Source organism: Streptomyces sp. NPDC002889, from assembly GCF_042888425.1.
GTDB lineage: Bacteria > Actinomycetota > Actinomycetes > Streptomycetales > Streptomycetaceae > Streptomyces.
Window position 1 is genome coordinate 12,672 of the sequence record NZ_JBIAPT010000033.1, and the last position, 24,223, is coordinate 36,894.

Below are 24,223 nucleotides of genomic sequence, written 5' to 3' on the forward strand. Positions count from 1 at the left end.
CCTGTGGGGAGCCAAACAGGGAGCCAAACAGGGAGCCAAACGCGGCGACACGAGGCAGCTCCCGATGGACGACTGCGGACGATGGAGCCCCGAACCACGTGGTCAGGCGCGTGCGCTCCGCAGTGTTCCTGAGCCCCTCCTTACTGCCGCCTTAAAGGGACCATAAGGATCGGCTTCACACCCTCCCAGCCAGCGATTTCGCCTCGGGGAACGGCTAGCTTGCTCCTCGCCGGGGCCGGTTCGGGCAGTCGGCGCCGTAGTCCTACGGGGGGCCGCGTCGGCCGTTCGAACCGGGCCTCGTGTTCCTCAGTCTCTGCCGCTTTGAAGGAGAACGTCACCATGACCGCTCGCCGTAAGGCCCTCACGGTCGCCGCACTCGGCATCGCGCCGCTCGCGATGGCCGGGCTGGCCGCTGCCCCGGCGTCCGCGCACGGTTCGATGACGGATCCCGTCAGCCGCGTGTCCGCCTGTTTCGCCGAGGGGCCGGAGAACCCGAAGTCGGCGGCATGCAAGGCGGCGATCGCGGCCAGCGGTACGCAGGCCTTCTACGACTGGAACGAAGTCAACATCGCCAACGCCGCGGGCAAGCACCAGCAGTTGATCCCGGACGGCAAGCTGTGCAGCGCCGGGCGCGACAAGTACAAGGGGCTCGATCTGCCCCGTGCCGACTGGCCGTCCTCGGCGATGACGCCCGGGAACCGCACCTTCAGCTACAAGGCGACCGCGCCGCACAAGGGCTCCTTCGAGCTGTACCTCACCAAGGACGGCTACGACCCGACCCAGCCCCTGAAGTGGTCGGATCTGGAGGCGAAGCCGTTCGCGAAGGTCACCAACCCGAAGCTGGAGAACGGGGCTTATGTCTTCAACGGCGTCGTGCCCAGCAAGTCCGGCCGGCACCTGATCTACTCCATCTGGCAGCGCTCGGACTCCCCCGAGGCCTTCTACACCTGCTCCGACGTGGTGTTCGGCAAGGACAACGGTGGTGGTACGTCCACCCCGACCGCCTCCGCGCCCTCCGAGGAGGAGATCGCGGACGGCGCCGACAAGTCCACGGTCGACCACAACGGCCACGGTGGCGACGGCGGCGAAGAGGCCGGCAGCGGCAGCGAGAAGGACGGGACCGCTCCGGCCGGGGAGGCTGCCGAGAACGCGCCCGAGGCGAACACCGCCGCCGAGCCCACCGTGGCCGGTGACGCGGGCTCCGGCGCCGACGCCACCCCTGAGGCCGGCAGCGAGAACCTCGCCCGGACGGGCGGCGACAGCAATACGCCGTACCTCGCGATCGGCGGCGCGGCCGCCCTGGCGGTCGGCGCTGCCGCGACCTTCGGTGCCGCCCGCCGCAGGCCCGCGACAGCGGGCCGGGGCCGGCACAGCCGCTGACCGGGCAGCCGCACAGAAGGGACTGCCGTCCGCGCCGAGGAGGGGCGGACGGCAGTCGCGTACTTCAGCGGGTTGCCCCGGTGGTCCTGGTCAGCCGAAGACCGATGCGCAGGTGGTGCGGGTGGCGTGCGCCGGGTCGAGTGCGTTGGCCACCTCGTGGTAGGCGATCAGGTCGAACACTCCGATCGCCAGATGCTCGGACAGGTCGACCGGACAGAGGTCCTGGAGCAGGACGTTACGGACGTTCGCCCCTTCCAGATACCCCGAGCGGTACGGGGTGACCACCTCGTCGTAGCGGGTGGCGATGACGGTGTACTGCACGCCGGGCACGGTGTCGCCGCCCGCGTTGAGTTTGGCCAGGAAGGCGGAGCCGGTCATCTGGTCGGCCAGTCCCGGGGTGCGTTCGCTGAGCAGGTCGGCCGCACCGGGGAAGTACGGCAGCAGTTCGGTGAGCCCGTTCAGGGTGGTGCCGTGGTTGTCGGGAGCAAGTCCGACCAGGGCGTTCACCTTGGCCGCGCCCCCCAGGAACTTGAGGTAGTAGCGCGGCATCATGCCGCCCTGGGAGTGGCCGACGACATCGACCTTGGATGCGCCGGTCGAGGCGAGCACCTTGTCGACGAAGACATCGAGCTGCTCGGCCGACTTGTCGATAGGACCGAGTCCGTGGAAGAAGGGCACGTCGGGGAGCTGGCCGTAATCGAGGGAGAACACGCAATAGCCGCGTTTCACCAGATACGGAGCCAGGACGAGCCAGTTGTCGATGGAGTTCCCGAGCGTTCCGTGTACAAGAACGACGGGGCGGGGGTGGGCGGTGGAGGGCTTGCAGGAATAGTCGTTCCAACCGCGGCTGGGGGCGGCCGCGGCTGAATCGGCGGTGGCGGTGGCAGCAGGCGCGAAGGCGAGGACAACAGTCAGCACGAGGGCTGACAAGGGCCTGAGCGCACGTTTCCAGGGCAGCATCGATCGGTCTCCTTGCGGCTCAAGGGGAGTTGCGATGGCTGGATCCGCACATAGATTTGCTGTGCTCACGTCAACTTACGCACGGGTAACCCGAACAGGGAAGTTACGCGTCGGTAAAGAATTGACTTCTCGTCAATAGCAAGGGGGCGGGTCGGATACAAGACGGGGCGGATGGAACGGAAGGGACAGACAGGAACGGAAGGGGACGGGGTGTCGACCCGAGACGGTCCGTCCCCGGAGCCGGAACCCCGACCCGCCCACTCCCCTACGCGGCGAGCGACCCCGGCACGATCGCCCGCGGGCCGAAGCGCGCCCGCGCCCGGTCCGCCACCGCCTCGATCCGGCGCGCCCGCTCGTCGGCCGGGTCGAACGTCAGCTGCCGCGCGGCCCGTTCGGCGGGCGCCAGATCCTCGGCGCGCAGCGCAAGGCTCCGCACCCGGGCGCGCTGCAGGCCGAGCGACTCATGGAGCGCGTACGCCGTGCCGGTGAGCGCCGCGGAGTGGGCGGTCGGCTCGCGCAGCGTGCGGGTACGGGTGGTCGTGGACCGGTCGGCGTAGCGCACGGTGAGGGTCAGCGACCGGCACACCTGGCGTTCGCCACGCATCCGGGCACCCAGTTCCTCGGCGAGCGAGAGCAGTGCCCTGCGGTGCTGCGTCCGGTCCAACTCATCGCGCGGGAAGGCCCGTTCGGTCGCGATCGAGCGCGCGACCGCGTTCGGGACGACCGCCGTACGGTCGATGCCGCGCGCCCGCTCCCACAGCTCGCGCCCGGCCCGCGCACCGATGATCCGCTGAAGCACGGCGAGCGGCGCGGCGGCGATGCGGCCGATGGAGTCGAGGCCGTACGCACACAGGGTGCGGGCCGTCGCCGGCCCCACTCCGTCCAGGGCGGCGACCGGCTTGTCGGCCAGGAACCGGGCGGCCTCGTCCTGCGTCACCACCAGGGTCGTCCCGGGTCCGGCCGCCCGGGCCACCATCCTGGCCAGCATCGGCCCGGGGCCGACCCCGACCACGCAGTCCACGCCGCAGTGTGCGAGTGCCCGGACCCGCAGCAGCGAGGCGAGCCGGGTGGCGTCCCGCCCGAAGTACCGTTCGGCGCCCCGGACATCGATGAGCACGGCGTCGGGCGGCAGCGCCTGCACGACGGGGCTGATGCCCTCGGCCAGTCCGAGCAGCGCGGGCAGCGCCGCCTCGACCCCTCCCGCCGCCACCCCGCCCGTCTCGAGCGACGCGCCCCTCTCGACCCCGTCCGTCTCGAGTGCGGGCGGGAGCAGGAAGCGTACATAGAGGATCATCCGGCGCTCCCCGGGCTCTGGTGCCACAACTTCCGTCCGGTGGCGGCCTTCTCACCCGGCGGCTGAAGGTCCGCCCAGGGGTTCAGGGAAAAGCCCGTGGGCAGTTCGATCCGCCGGCCGCTGTCAGCGGGAGTCTCCTCCTGGTCCTCGTCCGCCGTCTCCACGGGAGCTGCCAGCCGTGACGCGACCGCGTCGAGGCCGCCCGTACGCCGCAGCTCCACCAGCTCCGCCAGGTTCCAAGCCGCCGCGCCGACCACGCTGAGGCTGCGCGGTCCGCGCCGCTGCACCACTCCGCGTACCAGCAGCAGCCAGGAGTGGAAGACGGTGTGGGCGCACGCGGCATGGCTGTCGTCGAAGAAGGCGAGGTCGACCAGGCCCGTGCCGTCGTCGAGCGTGGTGAAGATGACCCGTTTGCCGGACCGGATCGGCGGCGTCTGGGTGGCCGCCTTCGCGCCTGCGACCAGCACCGTCTGCCCGTGCGGGGCGGCTCGCAGCCGCTGGGCGGAGACCACCCCCAGTTCGGCGAGAAAAGCGTGGTGATCTCCCATCAGATGACGGGAGGCGTCCATGCCCAGTACGCCCAGCTCGGCGCTGAGGCGCTCCGCGTCCCCCAGGTCGGGCAGCCCGATCGAAGCCGTCCTGCGCCCGTCGCCCAGGGGGAGTTGACTGCCGTACCTCCCCGATCCCCGCTGTCCGCGGTGGAGTTCGGCCAGGTGCAGCAGCAGATCGCGGCGGTTCGCGCCGAAGGCGTCGAGCGCGCCGACCTGGGCGAGCCGTTCGGCGACCGGCCGGCCGGGGTGGGCGCGCTGCCAGAAGTCCAGCAGCGAGGAGTAGGGCTGCCCGGCCTCGATCCGCGCGGTCTCGGCCTCGCTGATGCCATGGACGTCCGCGAGCGCGAGCCGCAGCCCCCAGGCGTCCCGCCCGCCATCATCAGACACCAGTTCGATTCTATGGGCGACCGCCGACCGGTTCACATCCAACGGCAGCACCGGCACCCCGCGCCGCCGCGCGTCCGCCAGCAGCAGCCGCTTGGGGTACATCCCGGGGTCGTGAGTGAGCAGTCCGGCGTAGAAGGCCGCCGGGTGGTGCGCCTTGAGCCACGCCGACTGATAGGTGGGTACGGCGAAGGCGACCGCGTGTGCCTTGCAGAATCCGTACGATCCGAAGGCCGCGATGATCTCCCAGGCGCGGCCGACCACTTCGGGCGCGTATCCCTTCGCCTCCGCATGCTGCGCGAACCAGACCTTGATCTTCCCCTGCGACCCGGGGTCGGAGAGCCCGCGCCGCACCCGGTCGGCCTCGTCCCGGCCGCAGCCGGTCATGATGTCCACCATCTCGATGATCTGTTCATGGAAGACGACGACTCCGTACGTCTCCTTCAGCGGCCCCTCCAGATCCGGGTGCGGGAAGCGGACGGGCGCGCGGCCGTGGCGGGCCTCGATGAACGGGCGCACCATGTCGGCCGCGACCGGACCCGGCCTGAACAGCGAGATGTCGACGACCAGATCGTGGAAGGTCTCCGGCTGCAGCCGCCCGACCAGGTCACGCTGGCCCGGCGACTCGATCTGGAAACAGCCCAGCGTCTCGGCGGACTTGATGAGCCGGTAGGTCTCCGGATCACCCGGCGGCACCTGACCCGGGTCGTCGAGGTCCACCTCCCGGCCCGTCGCGCGCCGTATCTCGGCGACCGCGTGCGCCATCGCCGACTGCATCCGCACCCCCAGGACGTCCAGCTTGAGCAGCCCGAGCTCCTCCACGTCGTCCTTGTCGAACTGCGACATGGGCAGGCTCTCGCCGCTGGTGGGCATCACCGGTGTACGGGTGAGGAGCGAGGCGTCGGAGAGCAGCACTCCGCACGGGTGCATGGCGACGCCGCGGGGCAGCGCGTCCAGTGACTCGACCAGCTCCCACAGCCGGCCGTAACGCTCCATCTCCTTCGCCACGGACCGCAGTTCGGGCAGTTCCTCCAGCGCGGCGCGGGCGTCGCGGGCCCGGATGTGCGGGAAGGACTTGGCGATCCTGTCGATCTCGGCGGGGTCCATGGACAGCGCCGCGCCCACGTCCCGTACCGCGTGGCGCACCCGGTAGGTCTCGGGCATGGCGACGGTCGCCACCCGCTCCTCGCCGAAGCGGCCGATGATCGCGCGGTAGACCTCGAGCCGACGGGCGGACTCCACATCGATGTCGATGTCGGGCAGCACCCGCCGCCGCTTGGACAGGAAGCGTTCCATCAGCAGCCCGTGCTCGACGGGGTCGGCGTGCGCGATACCGAGGAGATGGTTGACCAGGGATCCCGCCCCGGAGCCGCGTGCCGCGACCCGGATGCCCATTCTCCGGGTGTCGTCGACGACTTGGGCGACCGTCAGGAAGTAGGAGGCGAAACCGTGGTGGGCGATGATGTCCAGTTCGTGGTGCATCCGCTCCCAGTAGGCACGCCGGCCGTCGTAGCCGCGCAGCACCATCGCGGCGGCGGCCCGGGATGCCAGCACCCGCTGGGCGCTGCGGCGGTCCGCGCCGACGAGGTACGGCTCCGGGAAGTGGACGGTGCCGATCCCGAGGTCGTCCTCGGGATCGACCAGGCATGCGGCGGCCGTCTCCTCCGTCATGGCGAGCAGCCGGTGCGCGGTGTCGCTCCTGAAGCCCGCGGCCTGGGCGACCCGGTCGGCGAGGCCGGCCATCGCGGCAGGGTCCTTGAGCCAGCGTTCCCCGCTGTCGAGGCCCTTGCGCGGGTCGATCGGGACAAGGCGGCGGGCCGCGTCGAGGACATCGGCGACCGGACCCTGCCCCGGGTCGGCATACCGGACTGCATTGGTCAGAACGGCCCGTACACCCTGTTCGGCGGCGAGGCCGAGGGTACGGGCGGCATGCCGCAGCGAGCCGGGGCCGGTGCCGCTGCGGCCGTGGTGCACGACCTCCAGGCACAGCCGGTCGCCGTACCTCTCGCGCCAGGGTGCGAGCAGCTTCGCCGCCCGGTCGGGACGGCCCGCGGTCAGCGCCCGGCCGACCTCGGAGGACGGGCCGAGCAGTACGGTCAGCCCGTCGCCGTGGTTGTCGGACCAGGGCAGCAGCGGGCTGCCGTCGTCCGCCGCGTGGGCGGCGGTGACCATCCGGCACAGCTCGCCCCAGCCCTGACGGGAGCGGGCGAGGAAGATCGTACGGGGCGCGGACTCGTCGATGAACGCCCCGCCGCGCACCGGGGTACGCCGCCGCTCGGCGGGCCCCTCCTGGTACGAGCGCTCCCCCACCGCGAGGTCCACCCCGAACAGCGGCCGCACCCCGACGCCCTCCGTCGCACACGCCTTGGCGAAGCGGACCGCGCCCGCGAGGGTGTCGCGGTCGGTCAGCGCGAGGGCGTCCATGCCCCGCTCGGCGGCGCGCTCGGCAAGCCGCTCCGGGTGGGAGGCCCCGTACCGCAGGGAGAACCCGGAAACGGTGTGCAGATGCGTGAACCCGGGCACCCGCACCTCCTGGATCAGACCGTCTCACCTCCCCGGTTCCACCATAGACCAAATTTCGAACATTCGTGCGACACATGGCGAGGGCATACCCGCCGGGCCCCAGCAGGTCCGCGCCCCTTCACCCATCCGCCATTCGGCCCCGTCCCACCTGCGGGAACACCGGGCGCCATCGAGCCTTGGGCCCATGGCGCAGACACACGACCCACCTCGCCGAGGCCTCCTCGGCGAGCTGAAGGACGCGGTGAGCGTGCGAACCGCGGCCCTGATCCTCGGCGTGCTGGCGCTCCAGCTCGGATTCATCACGTCGTACATCGGCGCCTTCCACCAGCCGAGGCCGCACGAGATCCCGCTGGCCGTCGTCACACCCACGGCTCGGATCACCGATCAGGCCGTACAGCAGCTGGCCGCGCTGCCCGGCGATCCACTCGATCCGCGTGCCGTCGGCGACGAAGCGGCCGCCCGCGAGAAGGTCATGAACCGGGACGTCGACGGCGCGCTGATCATCGACCCGCGGGGAACCGCCGACCGGCTGCTGGTCGCGAGCGCCTCCGGGGCCTCGCTGGCCCAGGCGCTCATCGAGGTCGTCGGGCTCGTCGAGGAGGCGCAGGGGCGCACCGTGCGAGTGGTGGACGTGGTCCCGGGCGCCAGGGGCGATGCGCGCGGGCTCTCCGCGTTCTACCTGGTGGTGGGGTGGTGCGTGGGCGGTTATCTGTGCGCGGCGATCCTGGCGATCAGTTCGGGCGCCCGGCCCGCCAACACCGAGAGGGCCCTGATCAGGCTCGGTGCGCTGCTGCTGTACTCGATCGCCGCGGGCCTGCTGGGCTCGGTGATCGCGGGCCCGGTCCTGGATGCGCTGCCCGGCAGCATCTGGGCCCTGTGGGGACTGGGCACACTGGTGGTCTTCGCGGTGGGCGCGCTCACGCTCGCCTTCCAGGGGCTGGCGGGCATCGTCGGAATCGGACTGGCGATCCTGCTGGTGGTCGTACTCGGCAACCCGAGCGCGGGCGGCCCCTACCCGTATCCGCTGCTGCCGCCGTTCTGGCGGGCCATCGGACCGGCACTGCCACCGGGTGCGGGGACGTTCGCGGCCCGTTCGATCGCGTACTTCAAGGGCAACGGCGCGGCGGGACCGATGCTGGTGCTCGCCGCATGGGCGGTGGGCGGGGCTCTGGTCACGCTGGTGTGCGCACTGCTACGGGGAGGACGCCGCCCGGCCGGCACCGCCGCGACGGATCCGACGGCCGAGCGCGACGGCCGATGACCGGACACACCGATCCGCAGCACAGCGGTGATCCGCACCACGGGAGCGATCCGCACACCGAGGGCACCTCGCACATGAAGGGCGGCCCCCACCCCGGAGGCGGCCCGGCACCCGGGAGCCCTTCCTTCGGCGGGTCATCCGAACAGCCGCGACCGAGGATCCGCGCTGCGCGCCGCGCCCCGCGCGGTCCGGTCCGCACGGCCGCCCGCTGGGGCCCGAGGCCGCCTGTCGGGCGCACCGACGGGGCGGCCTCGGGCGGCGAGCCACCGGTGGCACCGCTCCTGCGGACCGCTGCCGCGTACGCCTGGCGGCTGCTGGTGGTGGGCGCCCTCGTGTACGCCGTCTTCTCGATGCTGGGGCGCTTCCACGAAATCGCCGTGGCCGTCTTTCTCGGTCTGGTCATCACCGCGCTGCTCCGGCCGGTGACCGATCTGCTGGCCCGCGTCCTGCCGCGGCCGCTCGCCGTTGCCCTGACCCTGGTCGGCAGCATTGTCGTCGTACTCGGCATCCTGGCCCTGGTCGGCGAGGCGATCGCCGGGGAGCGGGCCACACTGCAGCGGGAGTTCGGCGCCGGCATCGGCAGAATCGAACGGTGGCTGGAGGAGCCGCCGTTCCGGCTCAACCCGGAGGCCCTCACCGACGTCCAGTCCCGGATCGGGAAATTCCTGTCCAGCCATCGCTCCACGCTCCTCAGTACCGCGCTCAGCGGCACCCGTCGGCTGGTGGAGGTACTGACGGTCCTCGCGCTCGCGCTGTTCTGCTCGGTGTTCTTCCTGCACGCGGGCGACCGGCAGTGGGGCTGGTTCTGCGCGCAGCTGCCGCCGTCGGTCCAGGACCGCGTGGCACTGGCGGGCCGGGTCGGCTGGGGCACGTTCACCGGATACACGCGCGGCATCGTGCTGGTGGCGGCCACCAACGCCGTACTGGTCGGCGTGGCCCTCTTCGCCCTCGGCGTGCCGCTGGCCGTGCCTTTGGCGCTGCTCGAGTTCTTCGCCGCCTTCATCCCGCTGATCGGCTCGCCCATCGCGCTGGCCGTCGCGGCAGTGGTGGCGCTGGCGTCCGAGGGACCGGTCATCGCGGCCGTCGTCGTCGCACTGATCGTGGTGATCGGCCAGATCGAGGGGCATCTGCTGCACCCGATCGTGATGAGCTGGGCCGTCCGGCTGCACCCGGTGGTGGTCGCGCTCACGGTCATCGGCGGAGCCATCGCGGCGGGGGTGCTGGGCGCGGTGGTGGCCGTACCGCTGGTGTCGGTCATCTGGGCGGTTCACCAGGCGCTGCGCCGGGCACGCGCCCCCGGGCCGGCGAAGCCGGCGGAGGCCGGCCGCCCGGCGCGGGCCACCGGCGATCAACCCTGACGGGTCGCCGACCCGTGGGTCGCCCACACGTCGGCGCCCCACTCCGGGTCAGATCCGGGGAGGGGCGCCGACATCCGCACGCGGCCTTCGGTCAGCCGATCTCGGCGCCCAAGGTGCTGAGCGCCTCCGTCACCGGCTGGAAGAAGGTCTCGCCACCCGCGGTGCAGTCGCCGCTGCCGCCCGAGGTCAGCCCGATGGCGGTGTCGCCCGCGAAGAGCGAGCCGCCGCTGTCGCCCGGCTCGGCGCAGACGTTGGTCTGGATGAGGCCCTCGACGACGTCGCCGTTGCCGTAGTTCACGGTCGCGTCGAGCCCGGTGACCTCGCCGTCGTGGACCTGCGTGGTGGAGCCGCTGCGCTGCACCTTCAGACCGACGGTCGCCTCGCCCGCCTTGGTGATGGCCTGCGCGCTGCCGTTGTAGAGGTTGACCTCGCTCGGGTGCTCGGTGCTGCCGCTGTACTTCACCAGCGCGAAGTCGTTGCCCGGGAACTGCGAGTCGACCATCGAGCCGATCGGCGCGCCGCCCGCGGAGTCGGACCACTCGCTGCCGGTCTGACCGCAGTGGCCCGCGGTGATGAAGTGCGGCTCGCCGCCCTTGACCACGTTGAAGCCCAGCGAGCAGCGTCCGCCGCCGGAGTGGATCGCGTCGCCGCCCGCGATGAACGGCTTGAACTCCCCTGCGGTCTTCTTGAGTTCGACCTTGCCGCCGAGCCCCTTCACGACCTGCTCCAGCTTGGTCCACTCCGCGCCGCTGACCGTACGGTCGGCCGTGACGACCACCTTGTTGGTGACCGGGTCGGTGGCCCAGGAGGTTCCGGGGATCGTCGCCTTGTCCGTGAGGGTCTCCCGGGCGCCCGTCAGCTCGGCGAGGGTGTTCTCGACGATTCTGGCCTTGCCGCCCGCCTCGCGCACGGTCTGCGCGGCGGCCTCGTCCACCACGTTCACCACAAGGACCTTGGCCTTGGTGTCGTAGTACGCGCCCGCCTCGTCGGCACCCAGGTCCGCGCTGAGCGTGACGGCGAGGTTTCCGGCCGCCGACGCCGACAGCGCCTTGACCTCGAACTGCTCGGTGTTGTCACTGGCGTTCGCACTCTGGAACGTGACGCCCGCGGCGACCAGGGCGGCGACCGCGCCGCCGGCGATCGCCGCTTTCCGCTTGGGTATGCGTCGGTGCTTCAACTTCGAACCTCCTGTGGGGGCCGCGACCGGACAAGTGGGGTGTCCGGACGCGGAGGATGAGCCGCCCACTATTCCGAGCCGTCGCACTCGCACACAAGGTCGATCCAAGGACGGACACACGACAACACGGTTGCGTTCACAGCGTCTTCACAGGTCCGGAATCCGGTGGCGGCCGGCACGCTGATGGGTAATCACCCACCGCGGGGGGAATTTCAGGCTCATGATGTCCGCACAAGACATGTACGACGAAGGGGGCATTCGGGTGCGACGTCGGGTGCACGCGGCGGACGGGCGGCATCTGATGGTGGAGCGGCTGGGCGATCCGCGCGGCAGACCGGTCTTCCTGCTGCACGGCACTCCGGGCAGCAGGCTGGGCCCCGCGCCACGCGGCATGGTGCTGTACCAGCGCGGCACCCAGCTCATCGCGTACGACCGTCCCGGCTACGGCGGTTCGGACCGGCTGGCGGGGCGCAGCGTCGCGGATGTGGCCCAGGACGTACGGGCGATCGCCGACGAGCTGGGTCTGGAGCGCTTCGCCGTGGTGGGCCGCTCCGGCGGCGCACCGCATGCGCTGGCCTGCGCCGCCCTGATGCCCGACCGGGTCACCCGCACCGCCGCGCTGGTGACGCTGGCGCCCAGGGACGCGGTCGGCCTCGACTGGTTCGAGGGTATGGCCGCCTCCAACGTGCTGGAGTACACCACCGCGTCAATGGATCCGGCCGGTCTGACCGAGCGGTTCATCATGCGCTCCGCCGAGATCAGGAAGGACCCGGTCAAGCTCCTCGACGATCTGCGCCGGGAGCTGACCGACTCCGACCGCATGGTGGTCTCCGACGCCGGAGTCAGATCCATGCTGCTGCGCAACTACCAGGAGGCGCTGCGCACTTCGGCGTACGGCTGGATCGACGACGCGCTCGCGTTCTGCGGCCCGTGGGGCTTCGATCCCGCCGACATCAAGGGCCCGGTGATGCTGTGGCACGGCGAGAAGGACGTCTTCTCCCCGGTCGGCCACTCCCGCTGGCTGGCGCAGCGCATCCCGGGCGCGACGGCCGTCCTGGAGCCGGCCGCCGCACACTTCGACGCGCTGCACGCGCTGCCCAGGATCCTCACCTGGCTGCTCGACCACTGAACCCGGCCGCTCGGCCACTGACTCCGGCCGGCGGACCGGGACCGCCGGCCGCGGCCACCGACCGCGTCTGCCGTCCGGGGCCGCCGACCCCGCCTACACCGCCAGCGGCTCCAGGTCCCGGTGCGCCCTGCGCTCGTCGCGGGCGATCCGGGTCAGCGCATGGTCGTCGCCGAGCTGCCGCTGCAGCGCCTCCACCGTGTCCGCCCGCAGCTGCGACGCCTCGTCCTTGCGGCCCAGCAGTCCGAGCGTGACGGACATGTTGGAAGCGATGCCCAGCACCTCGGGGTGGTGCGCGTCGAGCACCTTGCGCAGCCGGGTCACGGCCCGCTGCTCTATCTCCAGTGCCTCCTCCAGACTTCCCAGATCCGCAAGGGCGTTGGCGAGGTTGATGGTGCTGTACAGGGCGTGCGGATGATTCTCACCGAGCACCTGGCGCATCACGTCGGAGACGTTCCGCAGCCGCTGCGCCGCGGCCTCCGGCGCCCCGCACCCCCACTCGTAGATCCCGAGGTTGTTGATGGCGGCCAGCGTGTACGGGTGCCGTTCCCCCGGCACCTGCGTGTACTGGTCGACGACCTCCCGCGCCAGGTCCCGCGCCGCCACCGGCTCGCCGGCCGCGAACAGGTCGGCCGCCAGATTCAGGTCGCAGGCCAGCAGGTCCGGATTGGCCGAGGTGTACTTGGCGCGGTAGCGGATGCGGGTCGCGGTGGTCAGCCGCCGCGCGTCCTCGAGCCGGCCGGCCCTGCGCAGCGAGACCGCGAGGCTCTTGGCCGCCGCCAGTGTGCCCGGGAAGGCCCGCCCGAGCTGCTCCTTGTAGAGGTCGTAGGTGCGGGAGAGCAGCGACACGGAGTCCTCGTACCGCCCGATCTCCCTCATGTCCCGTGCGAGGTTCATCGCGGAGGACAGGGTGTACGGGTGCTCCGGGCCGAGCACCTGGGTGCGCCGGTCGAAGACGTCCTGGTCGAGCTCGAGCGCCTTGGCGTACTGCCCGACCATGCGCAGATTCAGTGCCAGGTTGTTGGCGGCGGCGAGCGTCCGCGGATGGGACTCGTGGAAGATCTGGCTGAATCCGTCGTGCGCCTTCTTCGCCAGCTCCATCGCTCTGCCGTACTCACCGAGCGTGCCCAGGTCCATCGCGAGTCCGCTGGTGGTCATGTACGTATGCGGATGGGACTGTCCGAGCACGTCGACCTGCCGCTCCAGGGTCACCTCGTCGAGCTCCTTGGCCTCCACGTAACGCCCTTGTGAGCGAAGGATGTTGGAGAGGTGGAAGCGCAGGTACAGATACTGCAGGTCGTCGTTGCCGAGCATGTCCTTCCAGGCGTCGCGCAGATCGTTGCCGAGGGTGGAGGCCGCGTTCCAGTCGCCGCGCTTCCACAGATAGCGCACCCGGTCGATCAGCAGTCGGCGGGTCTCCGGCTCCTTGCAGTACCTGGCCTCCGACGGGCCGAGGTGCGGCCAGATGGTGGCGAACCGGGGCCAGGTCTCGGGGTTGTCGATCGGCTCGTCGTCATCGGGGCGCGCCCCGGCGAGGATGCGGTGGACAGCGTGCCGGGCCTCCATCTGCTCCTGTTCGCCCAGCTGGGCCCGGATGACCGCCTGCACCAGCCGGTGCACCTGGATGCTGTTGGAGACCTGGTCCACCTTGGCGAGGGCGAACCGGCCGATCTCGCGGATGACCCGGCCGAGGACCAGCTTCTCCTGGAGCGAGGCGTCGTAGGGCTTGAGTTCGTCGATCATCTCCTTGCTGTAGAGGAGATTCGCGGAGATCGGCTCGGGTGCGAAGAAGGCGCAGAGCTGGAGGAGGCGTACGGCCGCGGGTGAGCGTTCCTGGAGCTGCTCGATGGACACGTTCCAGGTCGCGGCGACCGGTTCGGGGTAGCCGGCGGGCTGGTTGAGCGCGAGGACACTGGTGGCCTGTTCCCTGAGCTGCTCCAGGTAGGCGGCGACCGGGGTGGCGGTCTCGGCGATCCAGGCGGCGGCCTGTTCGACGGCGAGCGGCAGATCGCCGACGGCGGTGGCGACCTGGTCGGCGTCCTCGACGCTGAGCCCGCGGGCGCGCCGCTGGATGTGCTCGATGGACTCCTCGCGCAGAAAGACGTCGACGGGCAGCGCGTCCCCGTACTGCGACCAGGTCTGGTTCCTGGAGGTGACCAGGACGTGTCCGGGTCCGCCGGCGGGGAAGTACCGCTTGATCTGCTCGGGGTCGTCGGCGTTGTCGAACACGAGCAGCCAGCGGGAGGACGGCACCCCGCGCCGCAGCAGGTCGATCGCCTCCTGCGAGGCGGCGGCCATGTCCTCGCCGCCCTGGGCACCGAGACGGACGGCGAGTTCGGCGAGGCCTGCGACCACGTCGTCGGGCTGTTCGGAAGAGATCCACCAGACGAGGTCGTAGTCGGCCATGAAGCGGTGGACGTACTCCAGCGCCACCTGGGTCTTGCCGACGCCGCCGAGTCCGTACAGGGTCTGCGGCTGCGGGAGCACCGCGGCCACGGCCATGCCGCCGCCGAGCTGGTCGCGCATCCGCTCCAGGACCATCGAGCGGCCGGTGAACCCGGGGTTGCGCGGGGGCGCGTTCCAGATCTTGGGTACGGTGCCGGGGAAGCGCGGCCCGGCCGACGCCGCCTCGCGCAGCTGCACCGGCCGGTCCAGGGAGCGCAACAGCGCACCGGTGGCCTGTACTTCGTCGAGCCGGAACAGGTCCACGGGGTTGCGGTCGATGCTCGGGGTGGTCAGGCGCACATCGCCGACCCGGACCTGGAGCAGATGACGGCGGCCGCCCCCCGGGTCCTCGGCGGCGGCGCGGGAGAGGACCTCCACCGCGCGGGCCGACTTGAGATACGCGGGCGACAGGAGCACCACCGTGCGCGCGGCGTTCTCCGCGGCGAGCGCGTCGACCTCTACGGGTTCACGTTCGGCCGACACATCGCGCGGTACGACCCTGAAGCCCGCGCGGGTCAGGACATGTTCGACCCAGTCGGCCCACATGCGGTTCTCGGCCACATAGCTGAGGAAGAGGTCGGCGGGCAGGGCGGGGCGGCGCCGGGTGAAGGCGTCCCTGATGCGCAGCCTGGCCTCTTCGCCGACCGGCGGCATCGCGGTGATCTGCTGATCGGTGACGACGGCGGTGAGCCGCTCGAAGGCGGAGAGCAGCGAACTCGTCAGCGCGGCTTCGTCGCCGAAGGTGGCCAGCGTCTCCTCGTAGGCGTAGTACGGCCGGTAGGGGATCTCCACCGCGCCCCAGTAGGCGGTGAGTTCGTCCCCGGTGAGCCCGGTGGGGAAGCGGTCGAACTTGAGCCGGGCGAGGGCGCGTCCGGCGTCCGCCTTCTCCTTCTCGCCCTCGTCGATGCGCATCGGCACCGGGAAGATCCTGATGCCGCGGCCGCCGTAGCGCTCGTCGATCTGCCGGGCGACGGCAGCCGCGCCGTCGATGGACTGGTCGGAGAGGGTGAAGCAGTCGACGAGGAGGTCGGGGAGATGGACGGTGCAGATGTCGGCGATGTCGCTGAGACCGGTACGGCTGTCGATCAGTACGTAGTCGTAGTTGGCCTTCATGTCGTCGCGCAGCGCGTCGAAGAAGTGCCCTCCGCCGAGCCGGTCGTAGAAGTTGTCCCAGTCGAAGGTGGACACGGTCGCGGAGTACTCGCGGTTCTGCTTGCCGGCCGAGACGAAGTCGAGGGTGCCGCCCTCGGGGAACTGCCAGCCGAGGCTCTCCGGGGTGAGGGAGACGGCGTGCGGCTGGATACGCGCGTAGTCGAAGTGCCAGTCGTCGCGGCGCGGTCCGGGGTTGGTGGCGGCCCAGGCGTACTCGGTGATCAGATCGATGACACCGGTGGTCGCTCCGAGCGTGGACGGGTCCAGGAAGGGGTGGAAGAACCGGTGCAGGCCGGGCGCTTCCAGGTCCCAGTCGACCGCCAGGACCCGCTTGCCGTTCGCGGCGAGGATCCAGGCCACATTGGCCAGGGCCATCGTGCGGCCCGTACCTCCCTTGTACGAGTAGAAGGTGACGATGCGCCCGTCACGACTGGCTGTCATCCGTGTCCTCCGCATCAGGGGCGATGTCACGCATGTTCGGGACGTAGTGCGTGGTGCTGTACTCGGCCGCCATCGGGCCGCGCAGCCGGGGCCGTTCGGTGCGGCTTCCACCGCCCGGCGGCGCCGGGGGGAAGACCTCGGCGTGCCGCAGGTACTCCTGGGCCGCCGATTCCACCACCTGGGGCAGGAGCTGGCCGAACGCCTCCATGCTGAAAACGCCCTTGGCGGCGGCACGGCAGGCGGTACGGCCCTGGCGCATCTGATGCGGCATGGTGCGCTCCAGCTTCTCGATGAGCTCGGCCTCCGAGGCGCGGCTCTGCGGGTCGTCGCGGTTCCACGGGACGACGACGCTCACCCAGGGGCGGGGCTCGGCGTCGAAGGCGGCGAGCCGCGCCCGGCGTTCCTCGTCCTCCAGCGCCCAGCGGTCGACGAGCAGGATCTCGGGCCGGGTGGGCGGCTGGCCGGCATCGGGGGGTGTCTCGTGGTCGAACGACGAGACGGTGGCGTGGTAGTTGAGGGAGCGCACCAGGTCCTGGGCGACATACGCCAGCGGTCGTGCGGAGTCCGGGTGGTAGGGGTTCCAGTCCTGGGACTGTTTGCCGTAGTAGTCGGGGGCACGGCCGTCGGGGAGGTCGTGCTGGGTGGGCGCTGCGACCGTGACATGCATGGGCCGCGGGCCGCCGGCCGGTTTGCCGAACGCGCTGGGTGCCTGGCGGTAGTCGACGGGACTGCCGGAGGCGACGCGGGTGGTGTCCGCGACGCTGACGATGCGTTTGGCCAGTTCGTAGACGGCCGCCTCGTACTCCTCGGCGAATATCCGCAGTTTGATCAGTCCGTAGAGCCCGTCGGTCACATAACGGTCGCCGAACGCACGGTGGTTGAACTGCAGCCGCTCGGCGGGGCCGGGCAGTTGCTCGGGAGGCATCGGCACCCACAGGGCCGGGACGATCGCATCGGCGGGCCGGTTGCTCTTGGCCTGGTGGTAGATGGCCCGCTGGGCGAAGGCGTACCACTCCTTGCCACACATCTCGCTGGCGAAGTAGCGGGGGGAGAAGAGCGGGACGAACACCCGGCAGGTGGCGAGAACTTCACCCAGCCGCTCGGACCAGCCCTCCCCCGACCGTATCTCCCGGTCCATGAAGCCGGCGGGCGCCCCGGCCGGCAGATCGGTCATGGCCATCACATGGCCGCACAGATCGCGGAAGAGCCGCTCGACCCACATGTCGGGGTCCGGACCTCCCGCCCCGTAGCGCGGTGTGTGCGCATAACTCAAGAAGAAGTACGGCCGATGATCAGCCAGTCGCTGCGCAGAATCCGACACACGACCCCCGTCCTGTGTGCAGCCCGACCTGACACCCACCCTCGATGAAAGATACGAGCGAGCGAATCAATCATTCCGGAGCAGGGCCCACTCCATCCCCCCGACGTTCAGTCAATCAACGCCGCTTTTCGGTCATCCACCTCTCCGCGTGATCCACCGCTTCCTTGATCGAGAACAACCTTGTGCCCGTTCCCCCCAGTTGTCCCTTCCGCTCCACCCCCCAGGAGAAGGCGGCGCCGATGACATCGAAATCGCTGGCGTCCAGTACGACATCGGTGTACTCGGTCCATATCCGGCCGCCACCGGGCCGGTGCACCACACAACGGTAGGTGCGCACGGACTCTTTGGTGCGGTATTCGGCGAGATGGAATGCGGTGCACACCCGGTAATCCACATTGATCATCAGTACGCGCGCATCGGCGCGGTAGAGCGCACCGAGCGGTGACCGCTCGCCGAGGTGGCAGTTCAGCGGATGGTCGGCGAGCAGCTGCGCCGCGCGCCGCCCGATCGCCGCGAACGAGGTCTGCGGATGGGCGCTGCGCACGGCTCCCGCGGCGGTGCGTACGGACTCGGCCAACCGGCCCATGCCCTGGCTGGGGGTGGTGGCCGCGTCGAAGGCCGGCATGTGCGCCCGGAAGGCCGCCACCTGCTCGGGTGTCATGCCGCGCACCCGGCCCAGATGAGCGGTGGACGTGTCGGAGTTCTCCTCGGTGAAGGCGGGCACCACCAGGGTGCCGTCGGGGCCCAGTACATCCACCAGGGCGTCGCGCAGGGCCCGGGCGCCGAGCCCGGTGCCGCGCAGGGACGCATGGACGAGCAGGGTCATGCCGCTGCGTACACCCGCCTCCCGCAGCAGCTGCGCAAGGCCGCGGCCGCCCCCCGGGTCAGCCACGGGCGGCCTCCTCCTGCAGGGCTGCCACCAGGCGCTTGCCGCTGACGGTCAGTTCGGCGGTGTGCTCCAGGGTGCGCAGGGCCGGCCCGGCCGGTCCGGCCGCCACCGGGTCCAGGGCCGCGAGGCCCACGCGTTCGTACGCACCGGCCAGCAGCCGGGACACCGGCACCGGCTCGTCCTGCCAGGGGGCCGGGTGGTGCCACCAGCCGTCCTGGGTGTAGAGATCCGTGACCTCCGTGAGTGCTTGGAGCTTGGCCCGGCGAAAGCCCCGCAGCAGCGCTGCCGCCAGCTCGGCGGGGGTGCCGTGCAGGTGGAGACCCAGGGCGCCGTAACCGTGGCGCCCCACGGACGGCCCGCCGCGCCGAAGCGGTGTCAGTGTGGTGAGGGAGGCCGCGAGCTCGGCCGCCTGCCGCGGAACGGCCCGGCGCAGCAGCGCCCACGCCTCGGTGAGGAGCGCGGGGCCCTCGAAGCGGTGCACGGGGTCATCGAAGCAGTCCCGGTACGGGTCGAGGTCATCGATCACGAGGTCGGGCCAGCCCTCGAGCCGGGGCCGGTGCACGGGCCGCCAGCGGTCGGTGGCTTCTGGTGTGCGTACGCGTAACGCCTCGCGCCCGGGGACCCGTACCCACAGCTCACGGACGCTGCCGCGCACTTCGGCCAACAGATCCGTACGCCGCTCTCCGCTTCCGGTCGGCCGCAGCTCGCCCAGGGTGGGCAGGGTGAGCGTGCCGCCCGGACAGGCCACCTCTACGGGGAGGTCCAGCCCGCCCCGTACGGCCGCCGCCGCGACATACGAGTCCAGCCGCAGGGCGAGCCCGAGGGCCTCCGGCCGCTGCTCGCGCAGGGCGTCCAGGCACGAGAGCAGCCAGCTGCGGGTGTAGGGGTGGGCGTAGATCTCGTCCATCCCGTGCGACAGCTGCTCGACGGTGGACGCCAGCCGCCACGCCGTCGACCATCGCCCGCCGCCCCGGCCGTCGAGGCGTTCATGGAGGTCGGCGAGCAGGTGGCGGGTCAGGTCCTGCTGGAGGATGAGCAGCGCTTCGGGGTCGGTCACGGCCGGGGACTCGGTCGCGGCGGCCGTGCGCTGCTCGATGCCGCGGATCAGGGCTTCGAGGTCGGCGCAGTACACCGAGGGGTTGTCGAAGCCGGAGCGGGCTGCGTACCGGTGGGTGTACAGGCCGCCGCCGCAGGAGCGGACGACGGGGCACTGACGGCATGTCCGGCTCACGCCGGCGAGGCCGAGTTGGCGGGCGCGGACGCCCGGGTGGGCGGCAACCTCGTCGAGGGTATGGGTGAAGACGTCGAATCCGGTGGCGGCCGCGCCGTCGTAGGCGCTCTTGAGGGAGTCGACCTGTTCCAGGGTGCCGTCGGTCTCGACGACGACGAGATCGGTGGGGGCCAGTCCCAGGGATTCGGTGAGGCTGGGGCCGCCGCCGAGGGTGGAGAGCACGGATTCGAAGAGCCGTACGGGAACGGGCCTGCCGAGGGCGTCCCAGCGGTCGAAGACGGCGAGGATCCAGTCGGCGTAGGCGGTGGGCGAGGCATCGGGGCGGGCCGGGGGTGCGTCCCAGGTGGCGTGCGGCAGCAGGAAGTCGATCCGGGGCGGGGCCAGCTCGGCGAGGGCGTCGTAGACGGCGAGGGGGTCGTTGGCCACGTCGACGGTGCACAGCAGCCCGAGGTAGAGATGGCGGTAGCGGTCCTGGCGGAGCAGTTCCACGGCTCGCAGCACCAGGGGGTGACTGGTGCGGCCGTCGGCGAAGCGGCGGTGGCGGTCGTTCGCGGTGCGGTCGCCGTCGAGGGAGATACCCACCTTGACGTCGAATTCGTCGAAGAGGTCGAGGTATCGGCTGCTGAGCTGCAGCCCGTTCGTATGGATCCGCAGATCGAGGGCGGTGTCCTCGCCGAGGGCTGCGGTGAGCTCCTCGCAGATCCGCCGCAGGCGTGCGGGGCCTGCCAGCAGAGGCTCCCCTCCGTGCAGGATCACTGACACGGAGGGCAGGGCATGGCTCTTGGCATGCTCGGCCAGTCGCAGAGCTGTCCAGGAAATCGCTTCGTCAGAGATCGCCTTCGGGCGGGTTCGCCAGCTCTGATCAGCGTGTTCGTAGATGTAGCAGTGGTCACATGCGAGATCGCATCTGCTGTGGACCTTCAGGACGATCTCACGGAATGGGACCAGGGGTCCTGTCATTCCGCCAGTCTAGAGCGCAGAGTTGAAGGTGGATGCACGCAGAGTACGGTCGCCGGACGAGGGGAGCACGCGTGCCAGTTTCTTCGCGGCGTCCGCGCCACGCACGTCGATCTGTGCCAGCGGGACCCGATTCTTCTTCGCAGCAGCGAAGGAGGCGGAGGAGTGAAGCGTCATGAGGGGGCCGTCCTTGATGTTGTGTCCAGCTCAAAGCTGTATCCAGCACAGGTACCACGCACCGTTGCGATGCCGGGGGCATGACTTTACTCTCATGGCCACTCGCAGCAACTCAGCACGTGGATAAGCGACAAAAGAGTTGCGCCGCATTCTCGCAGGGCAGTACGGAACGAGCTATTCCGCCTAAAGGGTGAAGCAAAACAGCAGACGGGGGTGCGTATGAGCGCTTATTCCAGCGCGTTGGAAAGCATGGTGTTCCGTAACACCGATCTGCCGACCCTGTTTCATCACACCGACGCCGTCGCGATCGCCCGCCAGCGGGAAGCCGTCGCCGCCACCCGCCACCAGCTGCTCCTGCTGGTCCTGGGCGCCGCCCTCGGCGCGCTCTCCCCCTCCCTGAGGGTGGGCGACTTCCAACCCGTCGGCGCCCTCGGTGTGTTGGCGTACGCCGGAGTGCTGGCCCTCGGCTACCGCTCCTCCCGACGGCGGGCAAAGTCGCATTGGCAACTCAACCGCTCCGCAGCGGAGTTCATCAAATCCATGTGCTGGCGCTATGCCGTCCACGGCGCCCCTTTCGGCTCCGGGGCATCCGATGCCGACGCCGACGCGGTGTTCACCGCACGGCTGGAGGAAGGGTTACGGGAGTTGGCCAAGGTCGGCTGGGAGGATCCGCGGACCACCGACGAAAGTGCGGCGGCAGCGGATCTGATCACCACGCCGATGCGGCGGCTGCGGGCCAAGGCGTTCAGTGTCCGCAAGGAGACCTACGTCAGGGACCGGGTGATCGAGCAGCGCAACTGGTACCACCGGCGCACCGAGATATCCCGCCGCGCCACCGCGCTCTGGTCAGCCTCGATCGCCCTGCTCACGCTCTTCGCACTGTTCTTCGCCACCCTCCGGACCTTCTCGGTCGGCGATTCCCTGGAGGCGACGGGTGTGTTGTCGGCCGCGGCGGCCGCGTGCCTGGCCTGGAGCGAGATCCGCCGTCATCAGCCGCTCATCGCCGCACACTCGCTGGTGGAGGAGGACCTGGCGGCGATGCACACGGCGATGGAGACCACGGTCACCGACGCGCAGTGGCCCTCGGCGGTCTACGAGACCGAGCGCATCGTCTCCCCGCAGCACACGGACTGGCTTGTCAGGCACCGCAGTTGAGGCCCGCCCGGACGACGACTCAATCGCGCTCGAGCCCCTCGCGCCAGATGACGGTCACCGGTTTGCCGAGGTCGCGGGCGTAGCGGACGATGTCCCCGGTGCCGCCGCGACCACGGGCGGGCCGGCCGTCCCAGACAGCGAGCAGCCGGTCGCAGTGGTCGGCGATATAGGCGCCGGCGGCGTAGTACGCCTCGTCGGTCGAGTACGGGAAGGAGAGCCGGATCTCCCGGGTGGCCAGGCTCTTCAGCCGCCGGTAGTGGGCGAGTTCGTCCGGTTCGGCGAAGCCCTGCTCGTAGTCGCCGCTGGGAATGACCACGGTCAGCTCCGCACCACAGGCGAGCGCGACGTCCGCGAAGAGCTGATCGGCGCCGACCGCGAGACTGGACAGGGCCTCCAGCGAAGCCTGATGGCCGCAGAGCACGGCCTGCATGGTGGCCCGGACATGGGCCAGCGCCTCGAGCGGGATACCTCGGTGGCCGGTCACTCCAATGCGTTTCACGACGTTGCCAACCCCCGTCACTGCGACGCCCGAACGTAGTGACATCCTCTCAAACAGGGGCGGAACGTCGAAGCCCCCGTCCCGCATACGGACGAGGGCTCCACTGATGTGACGGTTTTTGGCCGGGTGCGTCAGTAGACGCTGACTCCATAGGCGCTCAAGGCCTCGGTGACCGGCTGGAAGAACGTCGTACCGCCGGAGGAGCAGTTGCCGCTGCCCCCGGAGGTCAGACCGATGGCCCGGCTGCCGGAGTAGAGCGGGCCACCGCTGTCGCCCGGCTCGGCGCAGACGTTGGTGCGGATCATGCCGTAGACAACGTCCCCGCCACCGTAGTTGACGGTTGCGTTCAGGCCCGTGACGGTGCCGCTGTGGGTGCCGGTGGTGGAGCCGCGGCGGGTGACGGACATACCGACGGTGGCGTTGGCCGCGCTGGTGATGTCCACGCTGCCGACGGTGCCCGGGTGGGACAGCGAGGTGTTGGAGTAGCGGACGATTCCGTAGTCGTTGCCCGGGAAGCTTGATCCGGCCGTCGGTCCGATGCTCGTGGTCCGCGAGGAGTTGGTGTACCAGGGCGGGTTGCCGTCGGTGCAGTGGCCGGCGGTCAGGAAGTAGTAGGTGCTTCCGCTGCGGACGTTGAAGCCGAGGGAGCAGCGCCAACTGGTGGCGTAGATGGCGTCGCCGCCGGATATGAGCTTGGAGAAGGTGCCCGGTGTGCGCTCGATGCGGACGGCGCCCGCGTTGCTTCCGGCCTCGCGCCTGATCCTGGCGATCTCGGCCTGGGACACGGTGCTGTCCGCCGTGACGACCAGGGTGTTGGTGGCCTTGTCGATGTGCCAGGCGGTGCCCGCGACATCGGCTTCGAGGACGGCGTGGCTCGCGGCTGCGAGCTGGTTGGCGCTGAACGTCTGTGCCGAGTCGGCGTTGGCGGTGGCGGTGGGGACGGCCAGTGCCGCGGCGGCGATCAGGCCGGTCGACACGGCAAGCAGACGGGTGCGTCTGGCGGTGCCGGTCCTGGGGATGGTGCGCTTGATCCTCACTTTTCGTTCCTCCCGAGGGGAATGGGGGCCTGTTCGTGGGGTCGGGGCCCGTGAGGCGCAGCCAGGGGTCGGTACCCGGTCCGGAGGGTTCGGTTTCCGGACAGGACGCGGCCCCTGAAAAGCGCTGTTCGGGAGTATTCGCGGCGTCAACTACCCACGCAAGGGCCCTTTTCGGCCGCTCGGCACATGCACGCCGTATGGCCCCGGGGCTTGGTGTCCCCGGGGCTGTGCAGCGTAGCTGCGTACTCGTCCGTCCTCTGGGACGGGTCGGTGACGCACAAGGTTCCGTTCGCCGGAAGGAACGGCGACCGGAAGGGTGTTGCCCGGAGGCGGGCAGGGGGCGGACGAAGTGATCGGCGCCGCCGCAGGGCGGCAGCAGCGAGCGGTTGAAGTCGACGCTCACCGAGCCGTCCGCCGCGGGTTCGGCAGCCGCAGGAACCGGAAGTGAAGTGGTCTCCCCGCCGGTCGCGCCGGCGGCGACCGCCCACAGCGAGCCGCCGGACTCGACCGCGACCTCGGGCGTGCGCTCGCGGCACGACCGGTCGCCGCGCCCGTGTTCGACCCGGGAGCCGGGGATCGGGGCTTGGTCGGCGGTGAGAGGATCTGCCCGGTGAGCGCGTTGCCGTCGACGGTCGGGCCTTCCTCGGCGGTGGCGCTCAGCACTACCTCGTCACCGTCCTTCGTCCATGTTCCGGGGACGGCCCGAATTCGCCCTTCCGAGTGGTCGCCGAGCCGGGCGGGGAAGGGGAGTCACGGAACGTTGGAGAGGAAGGCGCGAGTGCGTTCCTGGCGGGGGCTGTCGAGCACCTCGGCGGGCGGGCCCGCCCCGACGATCAGGCCGCCGTCCATGAGAACCAGCCGACAGCGGGCCGGGGTGGGCCGACGCCTGGTCGGCTGACGATGGG

The 24,223-nt window shown here is 70.7% G+C and carries 16 protein-coding genes and 1 pseudogene; 5 read left to right on the top strand and 12 right to left on the bottom strand.

Annotated elements, in window-relative coordinates; translation table 11 throughout:
• Positions 1-339 precede the first annotated feature (339 nt).
• Positions 340-1,380, top strand: a complete 1,041-nt coding sequence (locus tag ACFYWI_RS34215) for a lytic polysaccharide monooxygenase (RefSeq protein ID WP_389239676.1) — start codon at positions 340-342, stop codon at positions 1,378-1,380.
• A gap of 90 nt (positions 1,381-1,470) precedes the next feature.
• Here ACFYWI_RS34215 and ACFYWI_RS34220 read toward each other — a convergent pair whose 3' ends face one another.
• The 3 genes from ACFYWI_RS34220 to ACFYWI_RS34230 all read right to left on the bottom strand — a co-directional run bounded on the left by ACFYWI_RS34220 (position 1,471) and on the right by ACFYWI_RS34230 (position 7,092).
• The gene (locus ACFYWI_RS34220; protein WP_389239677.1) at positions 1,471-2,340 is read right to left on the bottom strand and encodes an esterase/lipase family protein; all 870 of its coding nucleotides are present in this window, start codon (positions 2,338-2,340) and stop codon (positions 1,471-1,473) included.
• 265 nt (positions 2,341-2,605) lie between these two features.
• Positions 2,606-3,634: a hypothetical protein gene (locus ACFYWI_RS34225; RefSeq protein ID WP_389239678.1), complete on the bottom strand. Its 1,029-nt coding sequence runs from the start codon at positions 3,632-3,634 to the stop codon at positions 2,606-2,608.
• Positions 3,631-7,092, bottom strand: coding sequence for a DNA polymerase III subunit alpha (locus ACFYWI_RS34230; RefSeq protein ID WP_389239679.1), 3,462 nt, complete (start codon positions 7,090-7,092; stop codon positions 3,631-3,633). The genes ACFYWI_RS34225 and ACFYWI_RS34230 overlap by 4 nt, the downstream gene beginning before the upstream one ends.
• A 184-nt stretch (positions 7,093-7,276) precedes the next feature.
• Between ACFYWI_RS34230 and ACFYWI_RS34235 the strand changes: the two genes are divergently transcribed.
• On the top strand, positions 7,277-8,353 hold the full coding sequence (locus tag ACFYWI_RS34235) for a DUF3533 domain-containing protein (RefSeq protein WP_389239680.1): 1,077 nt from the start codon (positions 7,277-7,279) through the stop codon (positions 8,351-8,353).
• A 269-nt stretch (positions 8,354-8,622) separates the two neighbouring features.
• Positions 8,623-9,711: an AI-2E family transporter gene (locus ACFYWI_RS34240; RefSeq protein WP_389239681.1), complete on the top strand. Its 1,089-nt coding sequence runs from the start codon at positions 8,623-8,625 to the stop codon at positions 9,709-9,711.
• A 91-nt stretch (positions 9,712-9,802) separates the two neighbouring features.
• On the opposite strand, the gene ACFYWI_RS34245 is transcribed toward ACFYWI_RS34240, so the two are convergent.
• Positions 9,803-10,888 carry a S1 family peptidase gene (locus tag ACFYWI_RS34245; protein ID WP_389239682.1) on the bottom strand — a complete coding sequence of 362 codons (1,086 nt, stop codon included), beginning with the start codon at positions 10,886-10,888 and terminating at the stop codon, positions 9,803-9,805.
• A 220-nt stretch (positions 10,889-11,108) separates the two neighbouring features.
• Here ACFYWI_RS34245 and ACFYWI_RS34250 point away from each other — a divergent pair, with 220 nt between their 5' ends.
• A complete protein-coding gene (locus ACFYWI_RS34250) occupies positions 11,109-12,017 on the top strand; it encodes an alpha/beta fold hydrolase (protein ID WP_389239683.1) in 909 nt (302 codons plus the stop codon).
• A 93-nt stretch (positions 12,018-12,110) separates the two neighbouring features.
• On the opposite strand, the gene fxsT is transcribed toward ACFYWI_RS34250, so the two are convergent.
• The 5 genes from fxsT to fxsA form a co-directional block, all read right to left on the bottom strand.
• Positions 12,111-16,052: an FxSxx-COOH system tetratricopeptide repeat protein gene (gene fxsT / locus ACFYWI_RS34255; protein WP_389239684.1), complete on the bottom strand. Its 3,942-nt coding sequence runs from the start codon at positions 16,050-16,052 to the stop codon at positions 12,111-12,113.
• Positions 16,036-17,373: a TIR-like protein FxsC gene (locus ACFYWI_RS34260; RefSeq protein WP_389239685.1), complete on the bottom strand. Its 1,338-nt coding sequence runs from the start codon at positions 17,371-17,373 to the stop codon at positions 16,036-16,038. Before ACFYWI_RS34260 ends, fxsT begins: the two co-directional genes overlap by 17 nt.
• A 115-nt stretch (positions 17,374-17,488) precedes the next feature.
• Positions 17,489-18,265, bottom strand: a complete 777-nt coding sequence (locus tag ACFYWI_RS34265; RefSeq protein ID WP_389239686.1) for an aminoglycoside N(3)-acetyltransferase — start codon at positions 18,263-18,265, stop codon at positions 17,489-17,491.
• The gene (gene fxsBH / locus ACFYWI_RS34270; RefSeq protein ID WP_389239687.1) at positions 18,258-20,453 is read right to left on the bottom strand and encodes a radical SAM/SPASM protein FxsBH, inactivated beta-hydroxylase extension form; all 2,196 of its coding nucleotides are present in this window, start codon (positions 20,451-20,453) and stop codon (positions 18,258-18,260) included. Before fxsBH ends, ACFYWI_RS34265 begins: the two co-directional genes overlap by 8 nt.
• Before the next feature lie 9 nt (positions 20,454-20,462).
• Entirely contained in the window at positions 20,463-20,627 is a 165-nt protein-coding gene (gene fxsA / locus ACFYWI_RS34275; RefSeq protein WP_389239689.1) for an FxSxx-COOH cyclophane-containing RiPP peptide, read from the bottom strand.
• A gap of 249 nt (positions 20,628-20,876) precedes the next feature.
• Here fxsA and ACFYWI_RS34280 point away from each other — a divergent pair, with 249 nt between their 5' ends.
• A complete protein-coding gene (locus tag ACFYWI_RS34280; protein ID WP_389239735.1) occupies positions 20,877-21,782 on the top strand; it encodes a DUF4231 domain-containing protein in 906 nt (301 codons plus the stop codon).
• Between the two features lie 19 nt (positions 21,783-21,801).
• Here the strand turns inward: ACFYWI_RS34280 and ACFYWI_RS34285 are convergent, their stop codons facing one another.
• The 3 genes and pseudogenes from ACFYWI_RS34285 to ACFYWI_RS34295 form a co-directional block, all read right to left on the bottom strand.
• A complete protein-coding gene (locus ACFYWI_RS34285; RefSeq protein ID WP_389239690.1) occupies positions 21,802-22,281 on the bottom strand; it encodes a hypothetical protein in 480 nt (159 codons plus the stop codon).
• Positions 22,282-22,412: 131 nt separating this feature from the next.
• Positions 22,413-23,318, bottom strand: coding sequence for a S1 family peptidase (locus ACFYWI_RS34290; protein ID WP_389239691.1), 906 nt, complete (start codon positions 23,316-23,318; stop codon positions 22,413-22,415).
• 276 nt (positions 23,319-23,594) lie between these two features.
• Positions 23,595-24,050, bottom strand: a pseudogene (locus tag ACFYWI_RS34295) (DUF1684 domain-containing protein); the annotation flags it as partial.
• Positions 24,051-24,223: the final 173 nt, after the last annotated feature.